This is a genomic window from Methylophilus sp. QUAN (assembly GCF_015354445.1).
Lineage (GTDB): Bacteria > Pseudomonadota > Gammaproteobacteria > Burkholderiales > Methylophilaceae > Methylophilus.
In genome coordinates, this window is record NZ_JADKYT010000002.1 from 256,807 (window position 1) to 273,578 (window position 16,772).

The window sequence follows — 16,772 nt, forward strand, 5'->3', positions numbered from 1 at the left end:
TGGCGATAATCGCAGGTAGGGAACCTGTTTGGATTCATATATATTACGACCCTAAACTGTGACTAAATAGCAAGTTCAAAGCAGTTCATCAGGATAGTTCATCAGGTAGTTAAAACACAGTTGAGCGATAGTCAATGAAACAATCTCACATTGAAGTAACAGAACGCATCATCGAGCGTAGCCGTCCGACCCGTAAGGCGTATTTGCAGCGTATTGATGATTACCTGAACCGTGAAAAAGGCCCGGATCGTCTGGGCTGTGCCAACGTGGCGCACGCGTTTGCGGCGATGCCACAAAACGACAAGTTCAAGATTTATGCCGAGAAACCAACCCATATTGGGATCGTTACGGCTTACAACGAAATGCTGTCTGCACACCAGCCTTACGTGAACTATCCGGATATTATCCGTGATGAAGCCCGTAAGCATGGTGCAACCGTGCAGGTGGCAGGGGGCGTGCCAGCCATGTGTGATGGCATTACCCAGGGCGAACCAGGCATGGAGCTGAGCCTGTTCAGCCGCGACACCATTGCTATGAGTACTGCGGTTGCTTTGTCACATGATGTGTTTGATGCCTCTTTATTGCTCGGCGTCTGTGACAAGATCGTGCCAGGCCTGTTGATCGGCGCACTGCATTTTGGTCATTTGCCATGCGTGTTCGTGCCCGCGGGCCCGATGAGCACGGGGATTGATAACACCTCCAAATCCAAAGTGCGTGAAAAATACGCGCAAGGTCTGTGTGACCGCGAAGAGTTGCTGGCGAGTGAGTCTGCGGCTTATCACGGTGCTGGTACCTGTACGTTCTACGGCACGGCCAACAGTAACCAGATGTTGCTGGAAGCCATGGGTCTGCATGTGCCGGGTGCGGCCTTTATCCATCCACATGATGGCATGCGTGAAGATTTGACGCGTGAAGCTGTGCGCATGGTGATTCAGAACACCAAGAAGGATAGGTTTGTACCAATTGGCCGTTTGGTCGACGAGCATGTCATTGTCAATGCCATGGTGGCTTTGCTGGCCACTGGTGGTTCTACCAATCACTTGATCCACTGGGTAGCGGTGGCGCGAGCGGCCGGTATTATCATTGACTGGACTGACTTCCACTACCTAGCCAAGGCGACGCCTTTGCTGGCCAGCGTTTACCCTAACGGTAAGGCTGATGTGAACGAATTCCAGACCGCAGGCGGCCCTGGTTTCGTGATCCGTGAGCTGATCGAAGGCGGTTATATGTATCCGGATGTCTACACCGTGAGCGGTGGTGGCATGCGTGATTACGGTAAAAAGCCTGAGAAAACAGCGGATAAACTGGTGTGGACCGATTATCCAGCAGAAAGCGGCGATGAAACTATCGTGCGTACGGCTGCGCATCCATTTAACGAATCTGGTGGCTTGCGTTTGCTCAAGGGTAACTTGGGTCGTAGCGTGATCAAGATTTCTGCGGTGCCTGAAGATCGTCACATCATTGAAGCCCCAGCCATTGTGTTTGATGCACAAGAAGAGTTGCTGGCAGCCTTTGACCGTGGCGAGCTGGAAAGAGATTTTATTGCTGTCGTGCGCTTCCAGGGCCCTAAAGCCAACGGTATGCCAGAGTTACATAAACTGACACCGCCATTGGCTGTGTTGCAGAATAAGGGCTTCCGCGTAGCGATTGTGACCGATGGCCGTATGAGTGGCGCTTCTGGCAAGATTCCAGCGGCGATTCACCTGAGTCCAGAAGCCAGTGCCGGTGGCGCAATTGCCAAAATCCGCAATGGTGACATTATTCGTTTGAACGGTACGGTCGGCCAACTGAACGTGCTGGTAGACGAAGATACTTGGGCTGAACGTGAAGCCGAAGAGCTTAGCGATGCCAAGCGTCATTACAATGCGCATGGCCTGGGCCGTGAGTTGTTTGGTGGTATGCGCCGCAATGTGCTGTCGGCCGAAGAAGGTGCGGTTACCTGGTTGTAAACTTTGCAAATTAAGCGCTAACTTTGTTGTACTCGCTTGCCGTACTCATTGTACTGTCTGCGCTCGTACGTCGCGTTATCGCTTGATTATCAAAGTTTAATGTATTCCAGTAAAAAATAATTCTTTAAGTGTGCGTGAATAGGCCACTTGAAGCTTCTGAAATTTTATACAAACTGATAGAGACTATGAGCACATTAGAGTTAGCGAATCATGGCCCGGTAATTCCGGTGATTGTCATCAACAAAGTGGAAGATGCCGTGCCGATGGCAGAAGCCTTGCTTGAAGGTGGCGTGAAAGTGCTGGAAGTGACATTACGCTCACCAGTGGCCCTGCAAGCCATGGAACAAATTGCCAAGCACGTGCCTGACGCGATTTTGGGTTCCGGTACTGTACGTAACCTGAAAGATGCACAAGCGTCTAAAGATGTCGGTTGTCAGTTCGCAGTCAGCCCAGGCTATACCACTGAGTTGGGTCAATTTGCCCGTAAAATCGGCCTGCCATTGTTGCCAGGCGTGTCTACCGGCTCTGAAATCATGATGGCGAATGCCGATGATTACTACTTCTTGAAACTGTTCCCAGCGGTGGCTGTGGGCGGCATCAACCTGCTCAAGGGCTTTGCTGGCCCGTTTGCTGACGTGAAATTCTGCCCCACCGGTGGTGTGAGCGTTGAAAGCGCGCCTAACTTCCTGGCACTGCCAAACGTGGTTGTCTGTGGCGGTACCTGGTTAACGCCAGCAGATGCTGTGGCCAATAAAGACTGGGCACACATCACCAAACTGGCGAAGGAAGCTTCAGCGATCGTGGCAGCCAAATAAGCGAAGCGCATAGCAAATCGTCTATAATGAAGGCTTGTAGCAATACAAGCCTTTTTTATTATCCAGCCTATGTCCCAACGCCCAGACCTTTCAATTTACAAAACCATCGTGCTTGATTGCGATGGAGTTGTCCTCAACAGTAACCAGACCAAAGTCGATGCCTACTACAATACGGCTAAACGAATGGGCGGCAACGATGCGCAAGCACAAGCTTTCGTGGATTATCACATCAAACTGGGCAGCATTCCACGTAATGATAAGATCCGTTATTACATTACCGAGATCATCAAACAGCCGTTGACGCCGGAACTGTTCCAGGCATTTATGGATACGTTTACCGTGATTCTGGATGAGACCTTAATGCAATGCGAAGTCGCACCGGCTTTAATGGATTTAAAGCAGAAGACGTCACAGGCCAAGTGGATGCTGATGTCAGGCGGCGATCAGGAAGAGCTAAGAAATATTTTTCCGCGGCGTGGACTGGATAATTTGTTTGAGTTGGGCATCTATGGCGGCCCGACCAAAAAGAACGAGCATCTGGCTCGCTTGATTGCCGATGGCAGCATACAGTTTCCCGCATTGTTTATCGGCGATAGTCGCTTTGACCACCAGGCATCGACAGGGGCTGGGCTGGACTTTATTTTCGTTGCGGACTGGACCGATATGCCGGATTGGAAAGCTTACTGTAAGGAACATCAAGTCACGGTGTGTCATCATCTCGAATTGCGCCCGTACGAGGCCTTAGTTTAACTTCGCCATGTTTACGCGATGAAAGTTTACGCGATGAAACCATCCAACAATGCCGTTTTCCGGCTTTTTTTATTACTCACTACCTTGCATATGTTGTGGGTGACCTGGGGATTTTTCTCTGAAGGGGTCGCTGCAGCAACCAGTCTGTCGTGGTTTTTCCATTTATCAGCCTGGGGCTTTTATGCGTTTCTCTATAGCCTGATTGCTGTATTGCCTGCGTGGCTGGCGAGTTTATTTCTGAGAGCTTATCCCCGATTGCTGGCTGTGCTGGCAATTGTGCTGACCAGCACCGGGCTTATGTTTATCAAATCGGATCTGATGATTTATGATTTGTATCGCTTCCACTTCAATGGCTTCATCTGGAACTTGATGACGACCAAAGGTGGCCTTGCTTCGTTGGGCACCAGTGGCGGTACTTATGTCTCGATTGTTGGTTCTGTCTTATTGGTTGCGTTGATTCAAACCATTTTCTGGGTCACCAGTGTACGTTATACACAATTCAAGCTTGCCAGAATCTCTGCGATTGTCATCTGGATATTAGCCCCCATCTTATTTGTGATTCAGGGGCTGATTTATGGCATTAGCGATGTGAAGAATATTGGTGCAGTGTTAGATACGGCAGACGTATATCCCTTTTATCAGCGAGTGTTGATACGCTCGTTAGCAGCTCGGTACGGTATGGATATTGAGCGACGACATGATCATCGCCTGTCAGTGGATACGGCAAGGCTGCATTACCCATTGCAAGCCATTAATTATCAGTCGGTAAATCATCCACCGAACATTGTGATCTTCGCTGCGGAATCCCTGCGTTGGGACAGGCTAACGCCTGGAATCATGCCTAATAGTTGGCAACTTGGTCAGCAGGGTAGCTTATTCACGCAGCATTATTCCAGTGGCAATGGTACACGGGAAGGGCTGTTTGGCATGTTTTACGGCTTATATGGCTCTTATTGGTCCAGCTTCTTGCATGCTCAGCAATCGCCCTTGCTGATGGATAGATTACAGTCCCTGGGCTATCAGTTTGATTTGCGCACCAGTGCAAAATTCTCTTACCCTGAGTTTAATAAAACCTTATTCGCCAAATTTTCGTTGGCAGATTTGCATGAAGCAGATGAAAGCATGAGTCCATGGCAGCGGGATGAGTGGAATGCAAGCCAGCAAATTGCTTTTCTAAAACAGCGAGACCGTAGTAAACCCTTCATGAGTTTCTTCTTTTTTGAATCTACCCATGCCCGGTATGACTTCCCTGACCAGGCGGTTGTTGCTTCGCCTTATTTGGGTGATGTGAATTATTGGGGGATGTCACGAGCCTCTTTGCAGCCAAGGATCGGGGAGTTCAAGAATCGCTACTCTAATGCGGCGCATTGGATAGATATGCAAATTGGACGTGTATTGGAAGAATTGCGTAGCCAGGGCCTATTGGAAAATACGATTATCATCATTACCGGTGATCATGGCGAAGAGTTTCTTGAGAAAGGCAACTGGGGCCATAATTCCACCTTTGTTGAAGAGCAAACGCATGTGCCTATGGTCGTGTGGATGCCTGGTCGTGCGCATGCCGAGATCGATCATGTGAGCAGCCATCTGGATATTTCACCTACGCTACTACAAGCCCTGGGAGCCCCTGTTGATGCCAACAGCTACTCATTGGGCCGTAATATTTACGAGACGCAACAACGTGATTTTATCGTTGTAAGCGACTGGCGAACCATCGGTGTGTTGACGAACGACATGAAATATCGCATCGCCTATCAACAAAACGGGATCAAGCATTATGTGCCTACAGGACGTAATGATGAAGTGTTAGATACTGAACAACAGGCTGCCTTGACCGCTGAGCATCAGCCGCAATTGTTGCAGGCGATTAAAAATTGTTCACGTTTTATGGCAAGCTTTAAAGACTGATGACCATGAAACAACAGGTGGACTTTGCTGCTGACAATCCGCTTCCACCAGACATGCTGGCGCGGCCTGATCTGTTTGAGTACCTCATGCATATTGATGGACAGGTCTTCAGAGCCGTTGCGACCAGGCAGACGGTCAAGGTTAAGTTCGGGCAGCGCTACTATTTTATTAAGCGCCACAATGGCGTGGGCTGGATGGAGATTTTAAAGAACTGGATGACGTTTAAGCGTCCAGTCGTCAGTGCGAGTAATGAAGTAGCGGCGATTCAAGCGCTGACTGACCTGAATATTCCAACAACCCCATATGTCGCCCATGGTGTGCAGGGCTGTTTGCCAGCAAGCTTGCGCTCTTTTGTCATGACCGAAGATCTGGGGGATATTGTCACGCTGGAGGATGTTGCCATTAACTGGCAGACACAGCGGCCACGGTTGCAGTATAAACGGGCACTGATTCGACAGGTGGCTGAGATTGCCGGTAAGCTACATGCACATGGCATTTATCACCGCGATTTTTACATTTGCCATTTTTGCTTCAAACGTCAAGACGATGGACAATGGCCTCCTGCATTATATGTGCTCGATTTGCACAGGGTTGAAATACATCGTCCGCCTTCTGTGCCTATGCAAATCAAAGACCTGGCTGCTTTGTATTTCTCGGCTATGGATGCGGGGTTAAGTCGTGGCGACTGGCTGACTTTTTACAAGCATTACTATTCGGCATGGCCAGTTCAGGATTGGCGTGTCCAGATGGGGGCTTCAGTATGGCAAGCCGTGCGTACCCGGGCACAAAAGCTCTATATCAAATATCAGAGGAAATTACGTAGTGGCGTAGCCATGTAAGCGCTGCCACTACGATTTGGCTATTAAATGGTACCGTGCAGTTTGGTATAAATCATTCCGGCCAGTTCGAAGTCTTCATGGTAATCAATATCTACCACCATATGGTTAGTTTCAAACAGATATGGGTTCACGCCAATATGGTAGTGAAAACGGTTAACAGTTTCACGTTTGAGAATAAACAGACTCCACAGTACAGAATACAGCTTGGGTAAGTCTTGCGATACTTTATGCCAGTAGCCAAAGCCATAGTTGACAGGATTACCTTTGGCATCCAGCAAATGACCTTTAAATGGCTTGACTGCCACTAGGGAGTCATAGTCATTACGCACGGTTTTCCAAGCCTCCAGCGCTTCCTTAAACTGATTAAATAGCGGAGAAGTCACCTGTATCCACATGATGTCATCATCACCTGGCAGCGGGTCGGTCAACGCTTTCACCAAATCGGGCTGATAGATTTTGTTGCCTGTCAGCGAATCATCGCGCTGCATGAAATGAAAACCATATTTATCACACAAAGGTTTGACCAGCTCTGCACTTTCAGAAGACACATAGACATTCTCTGGTGACTCGAAGGTCAGGATTTGTTTGGCTTTAATATCAAACAGGGAGTCGTCCTGGTAAAACGGACGGATATTTTTGTGTGGAATACGCGTTGAGCAAGTTTGTAGTGGAATAATAATTTTCATAACATGTTCATTTCACAGAAGACGCATTCTTGTCTATTTGTTGCAAAGCCTCGGTAAAGGAAATTTTGGGGATAATGTGCGCTGGTAATGCGCTTTGTTGCGACAGATTATATAACTTCACACCAGTTTTTTCACTTGCCTGGCGTGCCAGTTCAAAGCAGCCACGGATATGTGGCTCGTAATAGCGCAAGAAATCAGGAGCGGGGTTATTTTTGTCCGCATAGAAATGCGTTTTTCCCGTCCCGCCTAAATCCATGCCCACAATATAAATCGCACCGTAACCAAGGCCAAATGCGAGCTGTACCGCCCAGGTGGCCACTGTTTTACCTGCAAAAACGCCTTTTTGCAGGTTGTGGCTGAAACCAATGGCGCGGCAGTAGGGTAGTAGGTCTGCAGCCAGGGCAATTTCAGGGTCTTGCTGGAAACGTTGCAGGCATTGTTTGATACTCTCACGAGCTACGCCGTATTTTCTGGTCGCAGACTCGATTAAGTAAATATTGCCTTGCTGTAATAACTCAGGTGCACGCTCGGCAATGATACTTAAACCTTCAAAGCTGAAGAAGCAATGTGCGCCGGAGCGTATTGAATCCACAACGCATTGCCATTGGCGTTTAAATACGCGGTGATCGACAATAATACTGTGGGTAGGCGTGAGCCCTGCCTCCAGAAATTTTTTGATGGCACAATTCAGGCTGATCGTTGGGTAGGACGCAATTTTCTGCAAATCAATATCAGCTAAAGAAGGGCCTGAGGCCACAATCCAGCAAGGGCCATGTGCTGTGTGGCTGAGTGTGTGTGCAAAAGGAATCGTCGCCAATGGCTGTTTTTTCCATCGCACCGTACACGTTGTTTCACTACGCAGCAGATCAAAATCAGGATGGCAATTGTATTGATGCTTGAAATACGATCCAAGCAGCAATCGCCTGAAGCCACAATGCAGTTTATGTAATACCTTCATAGGCGTGCACTATTTTTGATCCAGCCATTGTCTGAACGATGAGAAGCCGTGTATCAATACAATATACAAGGCAATCATGCTGAGCGAGAAGTTCCTGAACTCATCTTTGGTCGTGAAGTTGAGGAACAAAATCAGGTTGGGGATGAAAATGCCCAGTGTATAGCGTTTAAGCATGTCGTCCATCTGTTGCCAGCCTGCACGTATCCAGTAGACCAGCCAGGGAAACACGAGTACGTGTTGTAGCGTCGGTGAGAAAAGTCCTAGCGTGTAAAAGTCACTCAGCTTCAAGTAGTTGGCCGGGTTTAGCCAAAACTTAGCGTTATCCAGCAAATGGAAGTGCAGCGCCGTATCTGTATTGCTTGTGTAAGGCGCAATAATCCACTGTCGGATCAGGAAACAGGCGATAAACTGCAAAGCAAAATAAGCCACGCGTTTTTGCATGGGGTAGTCTTTACTATGCAGAAAGAAGAAGCCAAAGGCTGCCACAAAGGCCGTCTCTTTATTAAAAGCGGTCAGCATTAGCAGCACAGAGGCCAGTAATTTCCTATTTGTTAAAAAGTAAAATGTACTGACGGTAATGCCAAGTAATTCAAAAAAATCATAAAAATAGCCACCACGCTTGAAGGTGAGGGGATACATGAGGCTAAACAGTACGACAGCCAATATGGATGCAGAATAATTTGAAGAGAAGTGCAGGAATATTTTGCGCAGATAGATTAATGTGATTAAAAAGCTGAGCAAGGTGAGCCCGTACATCAGGTGATAGTCGAGCGCAACACGAGGTGTCCATTGCTCAGCAGGGATGTCGTGAAAAAAATGGTTTTTCAGTTTGTCTGAAGAGATAATACGATGAAACAGTTGCTCCTGTTTTTCCGCCGGCAAATGTTGCACGGCCATATCCGCCAGGCGCGGTACAGCCGAACGGTAGACATAGGGTTGATAGGCCGTACCATCAATCACGCCAACCAGCGACGCGTAACGGGAGTCGTCACGAAATCCCCATTTAATGAAGAAACTGTTACAAACGTTAGCGGTACACGCGAACAATATCATCCATAAAATGCTGAAGCGGAGTAAGTGTTTAAAGTTTGATTGCCAATAAGGCGTGATAAGTGGTTTGTTTTTAAAGATCTGATTGATCATGTTCGATGAGGAGAGTTATTGTTTTAATTATGAGTCAAAATTTCACTTACGAATTTTAACTTACTGGCGGTAATTTTAATTAGTTTGCCTGCTAAAAATTAACACTTTTGATTTTTTTCGCCAGCCATATAGCGTTTTTACCAAAGTGAAATGATGCTGCGCCAGAATTTGCTGGGCCTGTTGCTCATACGCGATATCAGCTTCATGTTTGCTAATGGTGATCATATAGTAGTCATACTTTTCAATTTCTTGATCAGACACTAATTGCGGGAACAGGGAATAACCGAGCAACCTATTAAGGTAAGGCTGTTTTGCATAAAACCTGGCATTTTCAGTATCGTAAAACACTGGTTTATGTTGGGTATTAATGCTTTGGATGTAATTGACCGCTTGCCTGTCGAGATCGATGCCATTGCGGTCATAGAGTGAATAGATGAGTAAACAGGCCAGCAGTGCGGCAAAAAACATGCTTGCCCATTTTGGCCAGCGGTTTTGCAGTTCGCTGATGGCAAAAGCGGCCAGGATTAAGACAATGATGCCCGTAGAGATGACATAGCGACTGGAGAGCACAAACACATTGAGAATAATCACCAGGCTGACCGTGAAGCTGATGAAGAGGGTTGCAACAACCAGGTGCCTGGTGTGTTCTGACAGTTTGAACCACCAGGTCGGTTTGGGCCAAAGGACAACTAGCAATGCCGGTAACCCAGCCACTTTCAAGGTTTTAAAGGACGCGATGAGAATCAGGCTCGCCCACAAACTGAACACACTATAATCATCCAGGTCGTCGCCCAGTACCTGTTTGCCGATAATGTCTGCTTTCTGATTAATGAAAGAAATTCGCTCACTGAATAAATTGGCCAGTTGCGTAATAATTTCCTGCAGGCGTCCAAGTTGCTGGATATGTAAAGCCCCGGCAAAAATAGCAATGCCCAGGATGGCCGCCGTTAATAAAGCGATGGTATTGGCTTGTAACCACAGTTTGATGCGTTGAGGCCAGGCAATGGCTTGGTGCAGCAACATGAACAATGGCAATGCCAGCAAATAGGCGGAGGCTTCTATCCGGAATAATACTGCAATAGCCATGCTGCACTGGAACATCAAGATATCATGCCAGCGTTGGTGCTTGAGTGTGCGTAGCCAGTACACCAGCCCCCAGGTATAAGCTGCCCAAAAACCTTCATCTCTTAGCAGCATGCCTAATACATCGCCGATGATGTATTGCGTTGAGAACAGCAACAAAAGTCCCCAATGCAAGGTACGCATTTTTGCCCCTGCTTCTAGTAGCAGGCGTTGAAAACCAGCCACAAAGAGCACAAAGCATACGATATTCAAGCCGATGGCGGCAGAGTGGATGTCGATACCGCTCAGTGTATGTATCAGTGCCAGCAGGCCTGGATAGAAAATCCAGGTAAAAAGACTGAAGGCTTGCTGAAATTCACCAGCGGCTATCAGCCTAGCTTGCTCAAAGTACAATAGCGAGTCATTGTTCACCCAACCATGCTGGTTATACATGATCTTGCAAGCAATCATGAATGCGGCCAGCAGATATAAGCCTAGCCATTGACTAGGCGTGATTTTGCCTAAAAAAAGCCGGAGGTTCACTTCGTCATCTCCAAGGAGGTTGATGTCAGCTTGGCCAGAACGGCCTCAGGTTGGATCTGCCGCAAGCAGTTGAGATGTCCTAATGGACAAGCGCGCTCAAAGCACGGACTGCATGACAGCCCCAAATACTCCACTACCGCTTGTGGATGCATGGGTGGTGTATGTTTGGGGTCGGACGAGCCGTAAATGGCAATGAGTTTTTTATCGAGTGCTGCGGCTACGTGCATGAGGCCGGAGTCGTTGCTGATCACGGTGCGACAGAGTGACATTAAATCAATCGCTTCGCCCAGCTTAGTGCGGCCAGCCAGATCCACGCAACGTCGTTGAGTCTGTTGCTGGATGCTAGCTGTCACGGGTTTATCTTTGTCTGAGCCAAATAACCAGACTTGCCAGCCTTGCTGCAAGGCGTGATTGGCCACCTCTGCATAATACTCAGCGGGCCAGCGTTTGGCTTCGCCGTATTCCGCCCCTGGACACAGGCCGAGTACTGGCTGTTGTGTATCTGGGATATTGAGTTTGGCTAACAGGGTGTTTGCATGCTTGGGGTCTGCCAGCAAGGCTGGTTGCGGTAATGAAGCAGGGAGCGCTGCACTTTTAGGTAAGCCCAGTGCAACAAAGCGTTCTACCGTTTTCTTAAGCGCGCTTTTGTCCAGTGGCCGCATATCATTGACCAGGCCATAGCGCATTTCGCCTTTAAAGCCGGTGCGGACGGGGATGCTTGCCGCCCACGGCAAGATGGCTGATTTCAGGCTATTGGTTAATAGAATCGCCTGGGTGAATCCTTGCTTGGCTAATTCCCGTCCCAGTTTAAAACGCTCACGTAATGCGAGGTCTCCATGTTTAAACGGCAGTGCGATCGCCTCTGAGACTTCCGGCATTCTTTCCAGTAGTGGCAGGGTCCAGGCAGGCGCAGCAACTGTGATTTGACAATCGGGCTGCTCAATTTTGAGTTGCTTAAACAGGCTTTGTGCCAACACCATGTCGCCCACCCATGACGGGCCCATCACCAAAATCTTGTTCATGCGTGCATTTTTTTAATCAGGTTAGTGGTGCTACGGCCTTCGACCAGGTCAATCAGGGCGATTTCACCACCCCATGACAGCACTTCTTTGCCGCCTACCACCTGGTCTGCGGTGTAATCACTGCCTTTGGCAATGATATTTGGTTGAATGGCATTAATCAGGGTAAGCGGCGTGTCTTCATCGAACAAAATGACCGCGTCGACGGACTCCAGCGCGGCCAATACACGGGCGCGGTCTTTTTCATTAACCACCGGCCTGGTTGGGCCTTTCAAGGCTGAGACTGAGCGATCCGTATTTAAGCCTAAAATCAGCTTGTCGCCGCGTTTCTTTGCGCCTTCGAGATAAGTCACATGCCCGGCATGCAGCAGGTCGAAGCAGCCATTGGTAAACACAATTTTTTGGCCTTGTTGTTTCCAGTTGGCGACTTTCTGCAACAACTCCGGCAACTCACTCACTTTATGGGCTTGCTCGCTGCCTTGGGCGGTGGCTATCGCATCAATCAGGTCTGCTTTGGTGATCGGCACCGTGCCTACTTTGCCGACGACTACGCCAGCAGCAATATTGGCCAGTGACAGGCTATCCAGTGCGCTCAAGCCATGCATGAGGCCTGCAGCCAGCGTGGCAATCACTGTGTCGCCTGCGCCTGAAACATCAAATACCTGTTTGGCAGTGGCACTTAAGTGATCAGTCTGTTCTGTGATCAGCGTAATGCCTTCTTCACCACGGGTGACAGCGAGAAAGTCCAGCGCCAGGCTGGCTTTAAGTGTACGTGCCTTGTCAATCAATGCCGGATCATTGGTATGCGCGTCGCAAGCTTCTGCGGTTTCTTTTTTGTTAGGCGTCAGGGCCGTCGCACCGCGGTATTTGTCGTAGTTGCGCCCTTTTGGGTCAACCAATACCGGAATATTGTGTGCACGCCCGTAGAGAATCACTTGCTGGCACACTTGTTCTGTCAACAGCCCTTTGGCATAGTCTGACAAAATGATCAGGGCAGGTTGTTGTTGCAACGCCGTTTGTATGGCTTGCGTGACTTGCTCGGCCTCTGCGTCAGACAAAGCGCCAGTCACTTCCTGGTCCAGTCGCATCATTTGCTGGTGCCCGCCGAGAATGCGGGTTTTGGCGATGGTCGGGCGCGCGGGCGTCGTCAGCATGGCTTGCGTATCAATGCCATAGTCTGACATTGCAGCCATTAAGCGCTGACCTTCATGATCATTGCCAATCAAACCTATCATGCGCGTGTGTATGCCCAGCAATGCCAGGTTGGCTGCCACGTTGGCTGCACCACCGGCACGCTGTTGTTCTGACTTGATCAGCACCACAGGTACTGGCGCTTCAGGTGAAATGCGGTTCACTTCGCCCATCAGGTAGCGGTCCAGCATCACATCGCCGATCACCAGCGCGTGTTGTGGATGCTCGCCAAAATGCGTCACCAGGTTTGCAATGGTAGGATTCATCAGGATTCCAGGATTTCACACAGGCAATGGCCGATAAAAATATGCGCTTCCTGAATGCGTGCCGTGACGCTGGAAGGCACCACGATATTGTGTGTGCAAAGCGTATTCAGTTTGCCGCCGCTACCGCCGGTTAAACCGATGGTCGTTGCGCCGATCTCGTTTGCCGTTTCAATCGCACGCACCACATTGGCACTGTTGCCGCTAGTGGTGAGGCCAATCAAGACGTCTTCCGGGCGGCACAAGGCTTCTACCTGGCGCGCAAAAATATAGTCATAGCCATAATCGTTGCCGACCGAAGTCAGAATAGAGGTATCTGTGGTCAGCGCGATAGACGGCAACCCTTTACGCTCTTTTTTAAAGCGGCCAACGATCTCGGCAGCGATATGCTGGCTATCTGCCGCGCTGCCGCCGTTACCGCACAGCAACACCTTGCCACCACGCTGGATGCAATCGCGTAGCAGGTTACCCACATCGCTAATGAGTGGGAACAGAGGTTCCAGCGCCTGGAACATGGCTACATGGGCGGCGTGCTCGCCTTTAAGGTATTCAATATGATTCATATCGCTCACAGTGTTTGATGGCAGTTATGCGTAAGGGTCTTCTTGCATCAAATAGTTCTGTACATAATCTTTCACGCCTTCTTCCAGCGTGGTGAAAGGCTTTTTATAGCCTGCCTGACGCAGCTTCTGCATCTCTGCCTGGGTAAAGTACTGATACTTGCCCTGCAAGTCTTGCGGCATGTCGATGTAAGTGATGTTAGGTTCGCGCGCCATGCTGGTCATCACATTAGTCGCCAGGTCTTTAAAGCTACGCGCCTGGCCGGTGCCAATATTGTAGATTGCGCTGGCAACCGGTTTGTTTTTCAGTGCAGCCTCCAAAAAGAAGCCCATCACATCCGCCACGTCTTTCACATAAACAAAGTCACGCAATTGCATGCCATCTTCCACGCCAGCTTTGGTGCCTTTAAACAGGCGCATGGTGCCAGTTTCTTTAAACTGGTTAAAGGTGTGATAAGCCACACTAGCCATGCGCTCTTTGTGATATTCGTTGGGGCCATAGACATTAAAAAACTTGAATCCCGCCCAGGCCGGTGGGGTGACTTGTTTTTGCGCGACTTGCTGTAACACCCATTGGTCAAAAAAGTGTTTGGAATAGCCATAACCATTTAATGGGCGCAGGTTTTCAATGCTGGCATCATCATAGCCTTGCTCGCCGCCGCCATAAGTGGCCGCTGAGCTGGCATAAAAGAAAGGCACCTCATACTCTGCACACCAGGACCACAAGTCTTGTGAGTAATGCATGTTATCCGCCACCAGCTTGTTAAAGTCACGCTCAGTGGTCGCGCTGATGGCACCCATATGAATCACCGCAGTGATGTCATCGTTATCTTCGAGGAATTCAAACAGTTGGTCTTTATCCAGGTATTCGGCATAGTGCCTGTGTACCAGGTTTTGCCACTGGTTTTCGTGCGTGATGCGGTCAACAATCACCAGGTCTTGTCGACCCAGTTTGTTGTTCAAATGCCAGGCCATGATAGAACCAATCATGCCTGCGCCACCGGTGATAACGATCATAAGGAAATGATAAAAACGTTAAAACGCGATTATAACGCGTAATCGGGCAGGGCAGACATAGGAATCGGTGAGCATGAATGTATCAAATACTGAGTGCATGACTATCGCTAGCTGCTACCCTCAACTTGTTCTGGGCGCTTTTGTAAGTGATTCAAGCTCTTAACTAAGCTACAGAAAATTCAGTCAATTCAGGCCCAATTACCCTGCCCAAGGGGGCTATAGACAGGTTGCTATCATAAGCTTAAAATCGGCGGGCAATTCTTATTATTAAATATAATTTATGGGGAGGGTGTTATGAAGTTCTTGAAACAACGCAGTATCGCTCTATCAATCTTTGTTGCTTTATTTTCAACCAATACGTTTGCTGATACATTAGATTTCACAACGTTACCACAAGGTACTCAGGGCACTACTGTTCTGGTATTCCCACAGGCCACCATCACATCATTTGGGTCAGATATTTATGTGGGTGCGTCAGCGATAGCGAGTGAAATCTGCCCGCTGACGGCAGGCTTTAACTGCCAGGCAGACTTGCAAGTTGACTTTACTGCAGCGGTGAATAATCTCTCGTTTGTGCTTGCCGGGTACGATAGTGGTGACCATCTTGATATCAACATTTTCAGTGGCACTTCTTTGTTAGGCACTATTGCACGTGAAGCAAATGGTTTGGTCGATTTAAGTGCCTATTCCAACATCACAAAACTATATTTTGACGATTCATCGACAGGCGCGGGTTTCAGCTACGATAAATTTCAGTTTACGGTTGCAAACGTACCGGAACCAGAAACCTACGGCATGCTATTGGCTGGTTTAGGGTTGTTAGGCTTCGCCACTCGCCGCAAACAAGCCTGATGTTTACACTAATTAGGATATAAAAAAAGCGTAATTTAATTACGCTTTTTTTGTGCCTGTCGTATGGCTGAGCGTTATTTTTCAGCGCCCATCGCTAAAGCGCGTTGCTTACTTGCTTGCGTCTCAGTCTCTGCTTGCATCTGATTGAAGTCATTGCTCACCCAACCCTGCAAATGCTCCAGCGCAATATCGCGCATCGCTTCAATCCATACGGCTTCGCTATTGAGTGCAGGAATATAGTGGTAATCACCACCGCCCACAGACTGGAATAAGTGTTTACCTTCCATGGCAATTTCTTCCAGGGTTTCCAGACAGTCGCTGCTAAAGCCGGGGCAGACGACGTCTATGCGTTTAAGTTGTTGCTTTCCAAGGGCATCCAGCGTATTTGCGAGGTAAGGTTGTAGCCATTCCTGGCGGCCAAAGCGGGATTGGAAGGCGACTTCGTATTGCGCTTTGCTTAAGCCTAAAGCCTCTGCCAGCAGGCGTGCCGTTTTGTGACACTCGCAGTGGTAAGGATCACCTTTAAGCAGGTGGAACTTAGGCACACCGTGAAAGCTCATGACCAGCTTTTCGGGTTTGCCGTGTTGTTTCCAATAAGTTTGGATATGGCTGGCCAGGGCTTGAATGTAAAGTGGGTGGTCGTGGTAGTGCTTGATGGTGCGGATAGCAGGCACATTGCGCATTTTAAGTAGCACGCGCCACACGGCGTCTAACGCGGCGGCTGTGCTACTGGCGGCATATTGTGGGTAGAGGGGGAACACTAGAATGCGGTCGCAGCCTTGTGCTTTCAATGATTCAATCGCGTTTTGCATGCTGGGGTTGCCGTAGGTCATGCCGAGTTCAACCGCAAATGGCGAGTTGATCTTTTGTGACAGATAACCTTGCAATAATTTTTTTTGCTGCACGGCGTAAACCATGAGCGGTGAGCCGTCTTTGTGCCAGATGCTGGCGTATTTTTCAGCCGATTTTTTAGGGCGGATGACCAGAATAATGCCGTGCAGGATGCACCACCAGATCAGGCGCGGAATTTCAACCACACGCCTGTCCATGAGGAATTGCTTTAAATAGGGTCGTAATGCTTGAGCTGTGGGTGCCTCTGGTGTGCCCAGGTTGGCTAACAGAATTCCCACTTTTGGTTGGCTGCCGTGGGTGTAGGCAGGCTCTGGCTGGTAATAAGTCATAAGGACATTTTAAGCGATTAAATGCCCTTATGACGC

15 protein-coding genes are annotated in these 16,772 nt (G+C 48.8%); 6 read left to right on the forward strand and 9 right to left on the reverse strand.

What is annotated here, in order from left to right:
• Positions 1 to 134 precede the first annotated feature (134 nt).
• The 5 genes from edd to rfaP all read left to right on the forward strand — a co-directional run bounded on the left by edd (position 135) and on the right by rfaP (position 6,261).
• Positions 135 to 1,949 (forward strand): phosphogluconate dehydratase, encoded by a 1,815-nt coding sequence (edd, locus tag INP79_RS09835; RefSeq protein ID WP_194742774.1) that lies wholly within the window; start codon positions 135 to 137, stop codon positions 1,947 to 1,949.
• 185 nt (positions 1,950 to 2,134) lie between these two features.
• A complete protein-coding gene (gene eda / locus INP79_RS09840; protein WP_019882798.1) occupies positions 2,135 to 2,764 on the forward strand; it encodes a bifunctional 4-hydroxy-2-oxoglutarate aldolase/2-dehydro-3-deoxy-phosphogluconate aldolase in 630 nt (209 codons plus the stop codon).
• Positions 2,765 to 2,833: 69 nt separating this feature from the next.
• Positions 2,834 to 3,514, forward strand: coding sequence for an HAD family hydrolase (locus INP79_RS09845; protein ID WP_194754114.1), 681 nt, complete (start codon positions 2,834 to 2,836; stop codon positions 3,512 to 3,514).
• A 33-nt stretch (positions 3,515 to 3,547) separates the two neighbouring features.
• Positions 3,548 to 5,422: a sulfatase-like hydrolase/transferase gene (locus tag INP79_RS09850; protein WP_194754115.1), complete on the forward strand. Its 1,875-nt coding sequence runs from the start codon at positions 3,548 to 3,550 to the stop codon at positions 5,420 to 5,422.
• A gap of 5 nt (positions 5,423 to 5,427) precedes the next feature.
• Entirely contained in the window at positions 5,428 to 6,261 is an 834-nt protein-coding gene (gene rfaP / locus INP79_RS09855; protein WP_194754116.1) for a lipopolysaccharide core heptose(I) kinase RfaP, read from the forward strand.
• Between the two features lie 23 nt (positions 6,262 to 6,284).
• On the opposite strand, the gene INP79_RS09860 is transcribed toward rfaP, so the two are convergent.
• From INP79_RS09860 to rfaD, 8 genes are all read right to left on the reverse strand, one after another.
• Positions 6,285 to 6,947, reverse strand: coding sequence for a CMP-N-acetylneuraminic acid synthetase (locus tag INP79_RS09860; RefSeq protein WP_194754117.1), 663 nt, complete (start codon positions 6,945 to 6,947; stop codon positions 6,285 to 6,287).
• A 7-nt stretch (positions 6,948 to 6,954) separates the two neighbouring features.
• The gene (locus tag INP79_RS09865) at positions 6,955 to 7,905 is read right to left on the reverse strand and encodes a 6-hydroxymethylpterin diphosphokinase MptE-like protein (RefSeq protein ID WP_194754118.1); all 951 of its coding nucleotides are present in this window, start codon (positions 7,903 to 7,905) and stop codon (positions 6,955 to 6,957) included.
• A 9-nt stretch (positions 7,906 to 7,914) separates the two neighbouring features.
• Complete coding sequence (locus INP79_RS09870; protein WP_194754119.1) at positions 7,915 to 8,958, reverse strand: hypothetical protein; 1,044 nt, start codon at positions 8,956 to 8,958, stop codon at positions 7,915 to 7,917.
• 165 nt (positions 8,959 to 9,123) lie between these two features.
• Positions 9,124 to 10,653 (reverse strand): hypothetical protein, encoded by a 1,530-nt coding sequence (locus tag INP79_RS09875; protein WP_194754120.1) that lies wholly within the window; start codon positions 10,651 to 10,653, stop codon positions 9,124 to 9,126.
• Entirely contained in the window at positions 10,650 to 11,675 is a 1,026-nt protein-coding gene (gene waaF / locus INP79_RS09880) for a lipopolysaccharide heptosyltransferase II (RefSeq protein ID WP_194754121.1), read from the reverse strand. Before waaF ends, INP79_RS09875 begins: the two co-directional genes overlap by 4 nt.
• Positions 11,672 to 13,129 carry a bifunctional D-glycero-beta-D-manno-heptose-7-phosphate kinase/D-glycero-beta-D-manno-heptose 1-phosphate adenylyltransferase HldE gene (hldE, locus tag INP79_RS09885; RefSeq protein ID WP_194754122.1) on the reverse strand — a complete coding sequence of 486 codons (1,458 nt, stop codon included), beginning with the start codon at positions 13,127 to 13,129 and terminating at the stop codon, positions 11,672 to 11,674. The genes waaF and hldE overlap by 4 nt, the downstream gene beginning before the upstream one ends.
• Positions 13,129 to 13,689, reverse strand: coding sequence for an SIS domain-containing protein (locus INP79_RS09890; RefSeq protein WP_194754123.1), 561 nt, complete (start codon positions 13,687 to 13,689; stop codon positions 13,129 to 13,131). Before INP79_RS09890 ends, hldE begins: the two co-directional genes overlap by 1 nt.
• A 24-nt stretch (positions 13,690 to 13,713) precedes the next feature.
• On the reverse strand, positions 13,714 to 14,703 hold the full coding sequence (rfaD, locus tag INP79_RS09895) for an ADP-glyceromanno-heptose 6-epimerase (protein WP_194754124.1): 990 nt from the start codon (positions 14,701 to 14,703) through the stop codon (positions 13,714 to 13,716).
• 294 nt (positions 14,704 to 14,997) lie between these two features.
• On the opposite strand from rfaD, the gene INP79_RS09900 reads away from it, so the two are divergent.
• Positions 14,998 to 15,555, forward strand: coding sequence for a PEP-CTERM sorting domain-containing protein (locus INP79_RS09900; RefSeq protein WP_194754125.1), 558 nt, complete (start codon positions 14,998 to 15,000; stop codon positions 15,553 to 15,555).
• 74 nt (positions 15,556 to 15,629) lie between these two features.
• Here INP79_RS09900 and hemH read toward each other — a convergent pair whose 3' ends face one another.
• Positions 15,630 to 16,736, reverse strand: coding sequence for a ferrochelatase (gene hemH, locus INP79_RS09905; protein ID WP_194754126.1), 1,107 nt, complete (start codon positions 16,734 to 16,736; stop codon positions 15,630 to 15,632).
• Between the last annotated feature and the right edge of the window lie 36 nt (positions 16,737 to 16,772).

Bases quoted from the DNA above. Each gene is read 5' to 3' on its own strand.
- INP79_RS09865 (WP_194754118.1), bottom strand. From the start codon at position 7,905: ATGAAGGTATTACATAAACTGCATTGTGGCTTCAGGCGATTGCTGCTT.
- INP79_RS09850 (WP_194754115.1), top strand. From the start codon at position 3,548: ATGAAACCATCCAACAATGCCGTTTTCCGGCTTTTTTTATTACTCACT.
- INP79_RS09900 (WP_194754125.1), top strand. From the start codon at position 14,998: ATGAAGTTCTTGAAACAACGCAGTATCGCTCTATCAATCTTTGTTGCT.
- edd (WP_194742774.1), top strand. From the start codon at position 135: ATGAAACAATCTCACATTGAAGTAACAGAACGCATCATCGAGCGTAGC.
- INP79_RS09860 (WP_194754117.1), bottom strand. From the start codon at position 6,947: ATGAAAATTATTATTCCACTACAAACTTGCTCAACGCGTATTCCACAC.
- waaF (WP_194754121.1), bottom strand. From the start codon at position 11,675: ATGAACAAGATTTTGGTGATGGGCCCGTCATGGGTGGGCGACATGGTG.
- INP79_RS09890 (WP_194754123.1), bottom strand. From the start codon at position 13,689: ATGAATCATATTGAATACCTTAAAGGCGAGCACGCCGCCCATGTAGCC.
- eda (WP_019882798.1), top strand. From the start codon at position 2,135: ATGAGCACATTAGAGTTAGCGAATCATGGCCCGGTAATTCCGGTGATT.
- rfaP (WP_194754116.1), top strand. From the start codon at position 5,428: ATGAAACAACAGGTGGACTTTGCTGCTGACAATCCGCTTCCACCAGAC.
- hemH (WP_194754126.1), bottom strand. From the start codon at position 16,736: ATGACTTATTACCAGCCAGAGCCTGCCTACACCCACGGCAGCCAACCA.
- hldE (WP_194754122.1), bottom strand. From the start codon at position 13,129: ATGAATCCTACCATTGCAAACCTGGTGACGCATTTTGGCGAGCATCCA.
- rfaD (WP_194754124.1), bottom strand. From the start codon at position 14,703: ATGATCGTTATCACCGGTGGCGCAGGCATGATTGGTTCTATCATGGCC.
- INP79_RS09845 (WP_194754114.1), top strand. From the start codon at position 2,834: ATGTCCCAACGCCCAGACCTTTCAATTTACAAAACCATCGTGCTTGAT.
- INP79_RS09870 (WP_194754119.1), bottom strand. From the start codon at position 8,958: ATGATATTGTTCGCGTGTACCGCTAACGTTTGTAACAGTTTCTTCATT.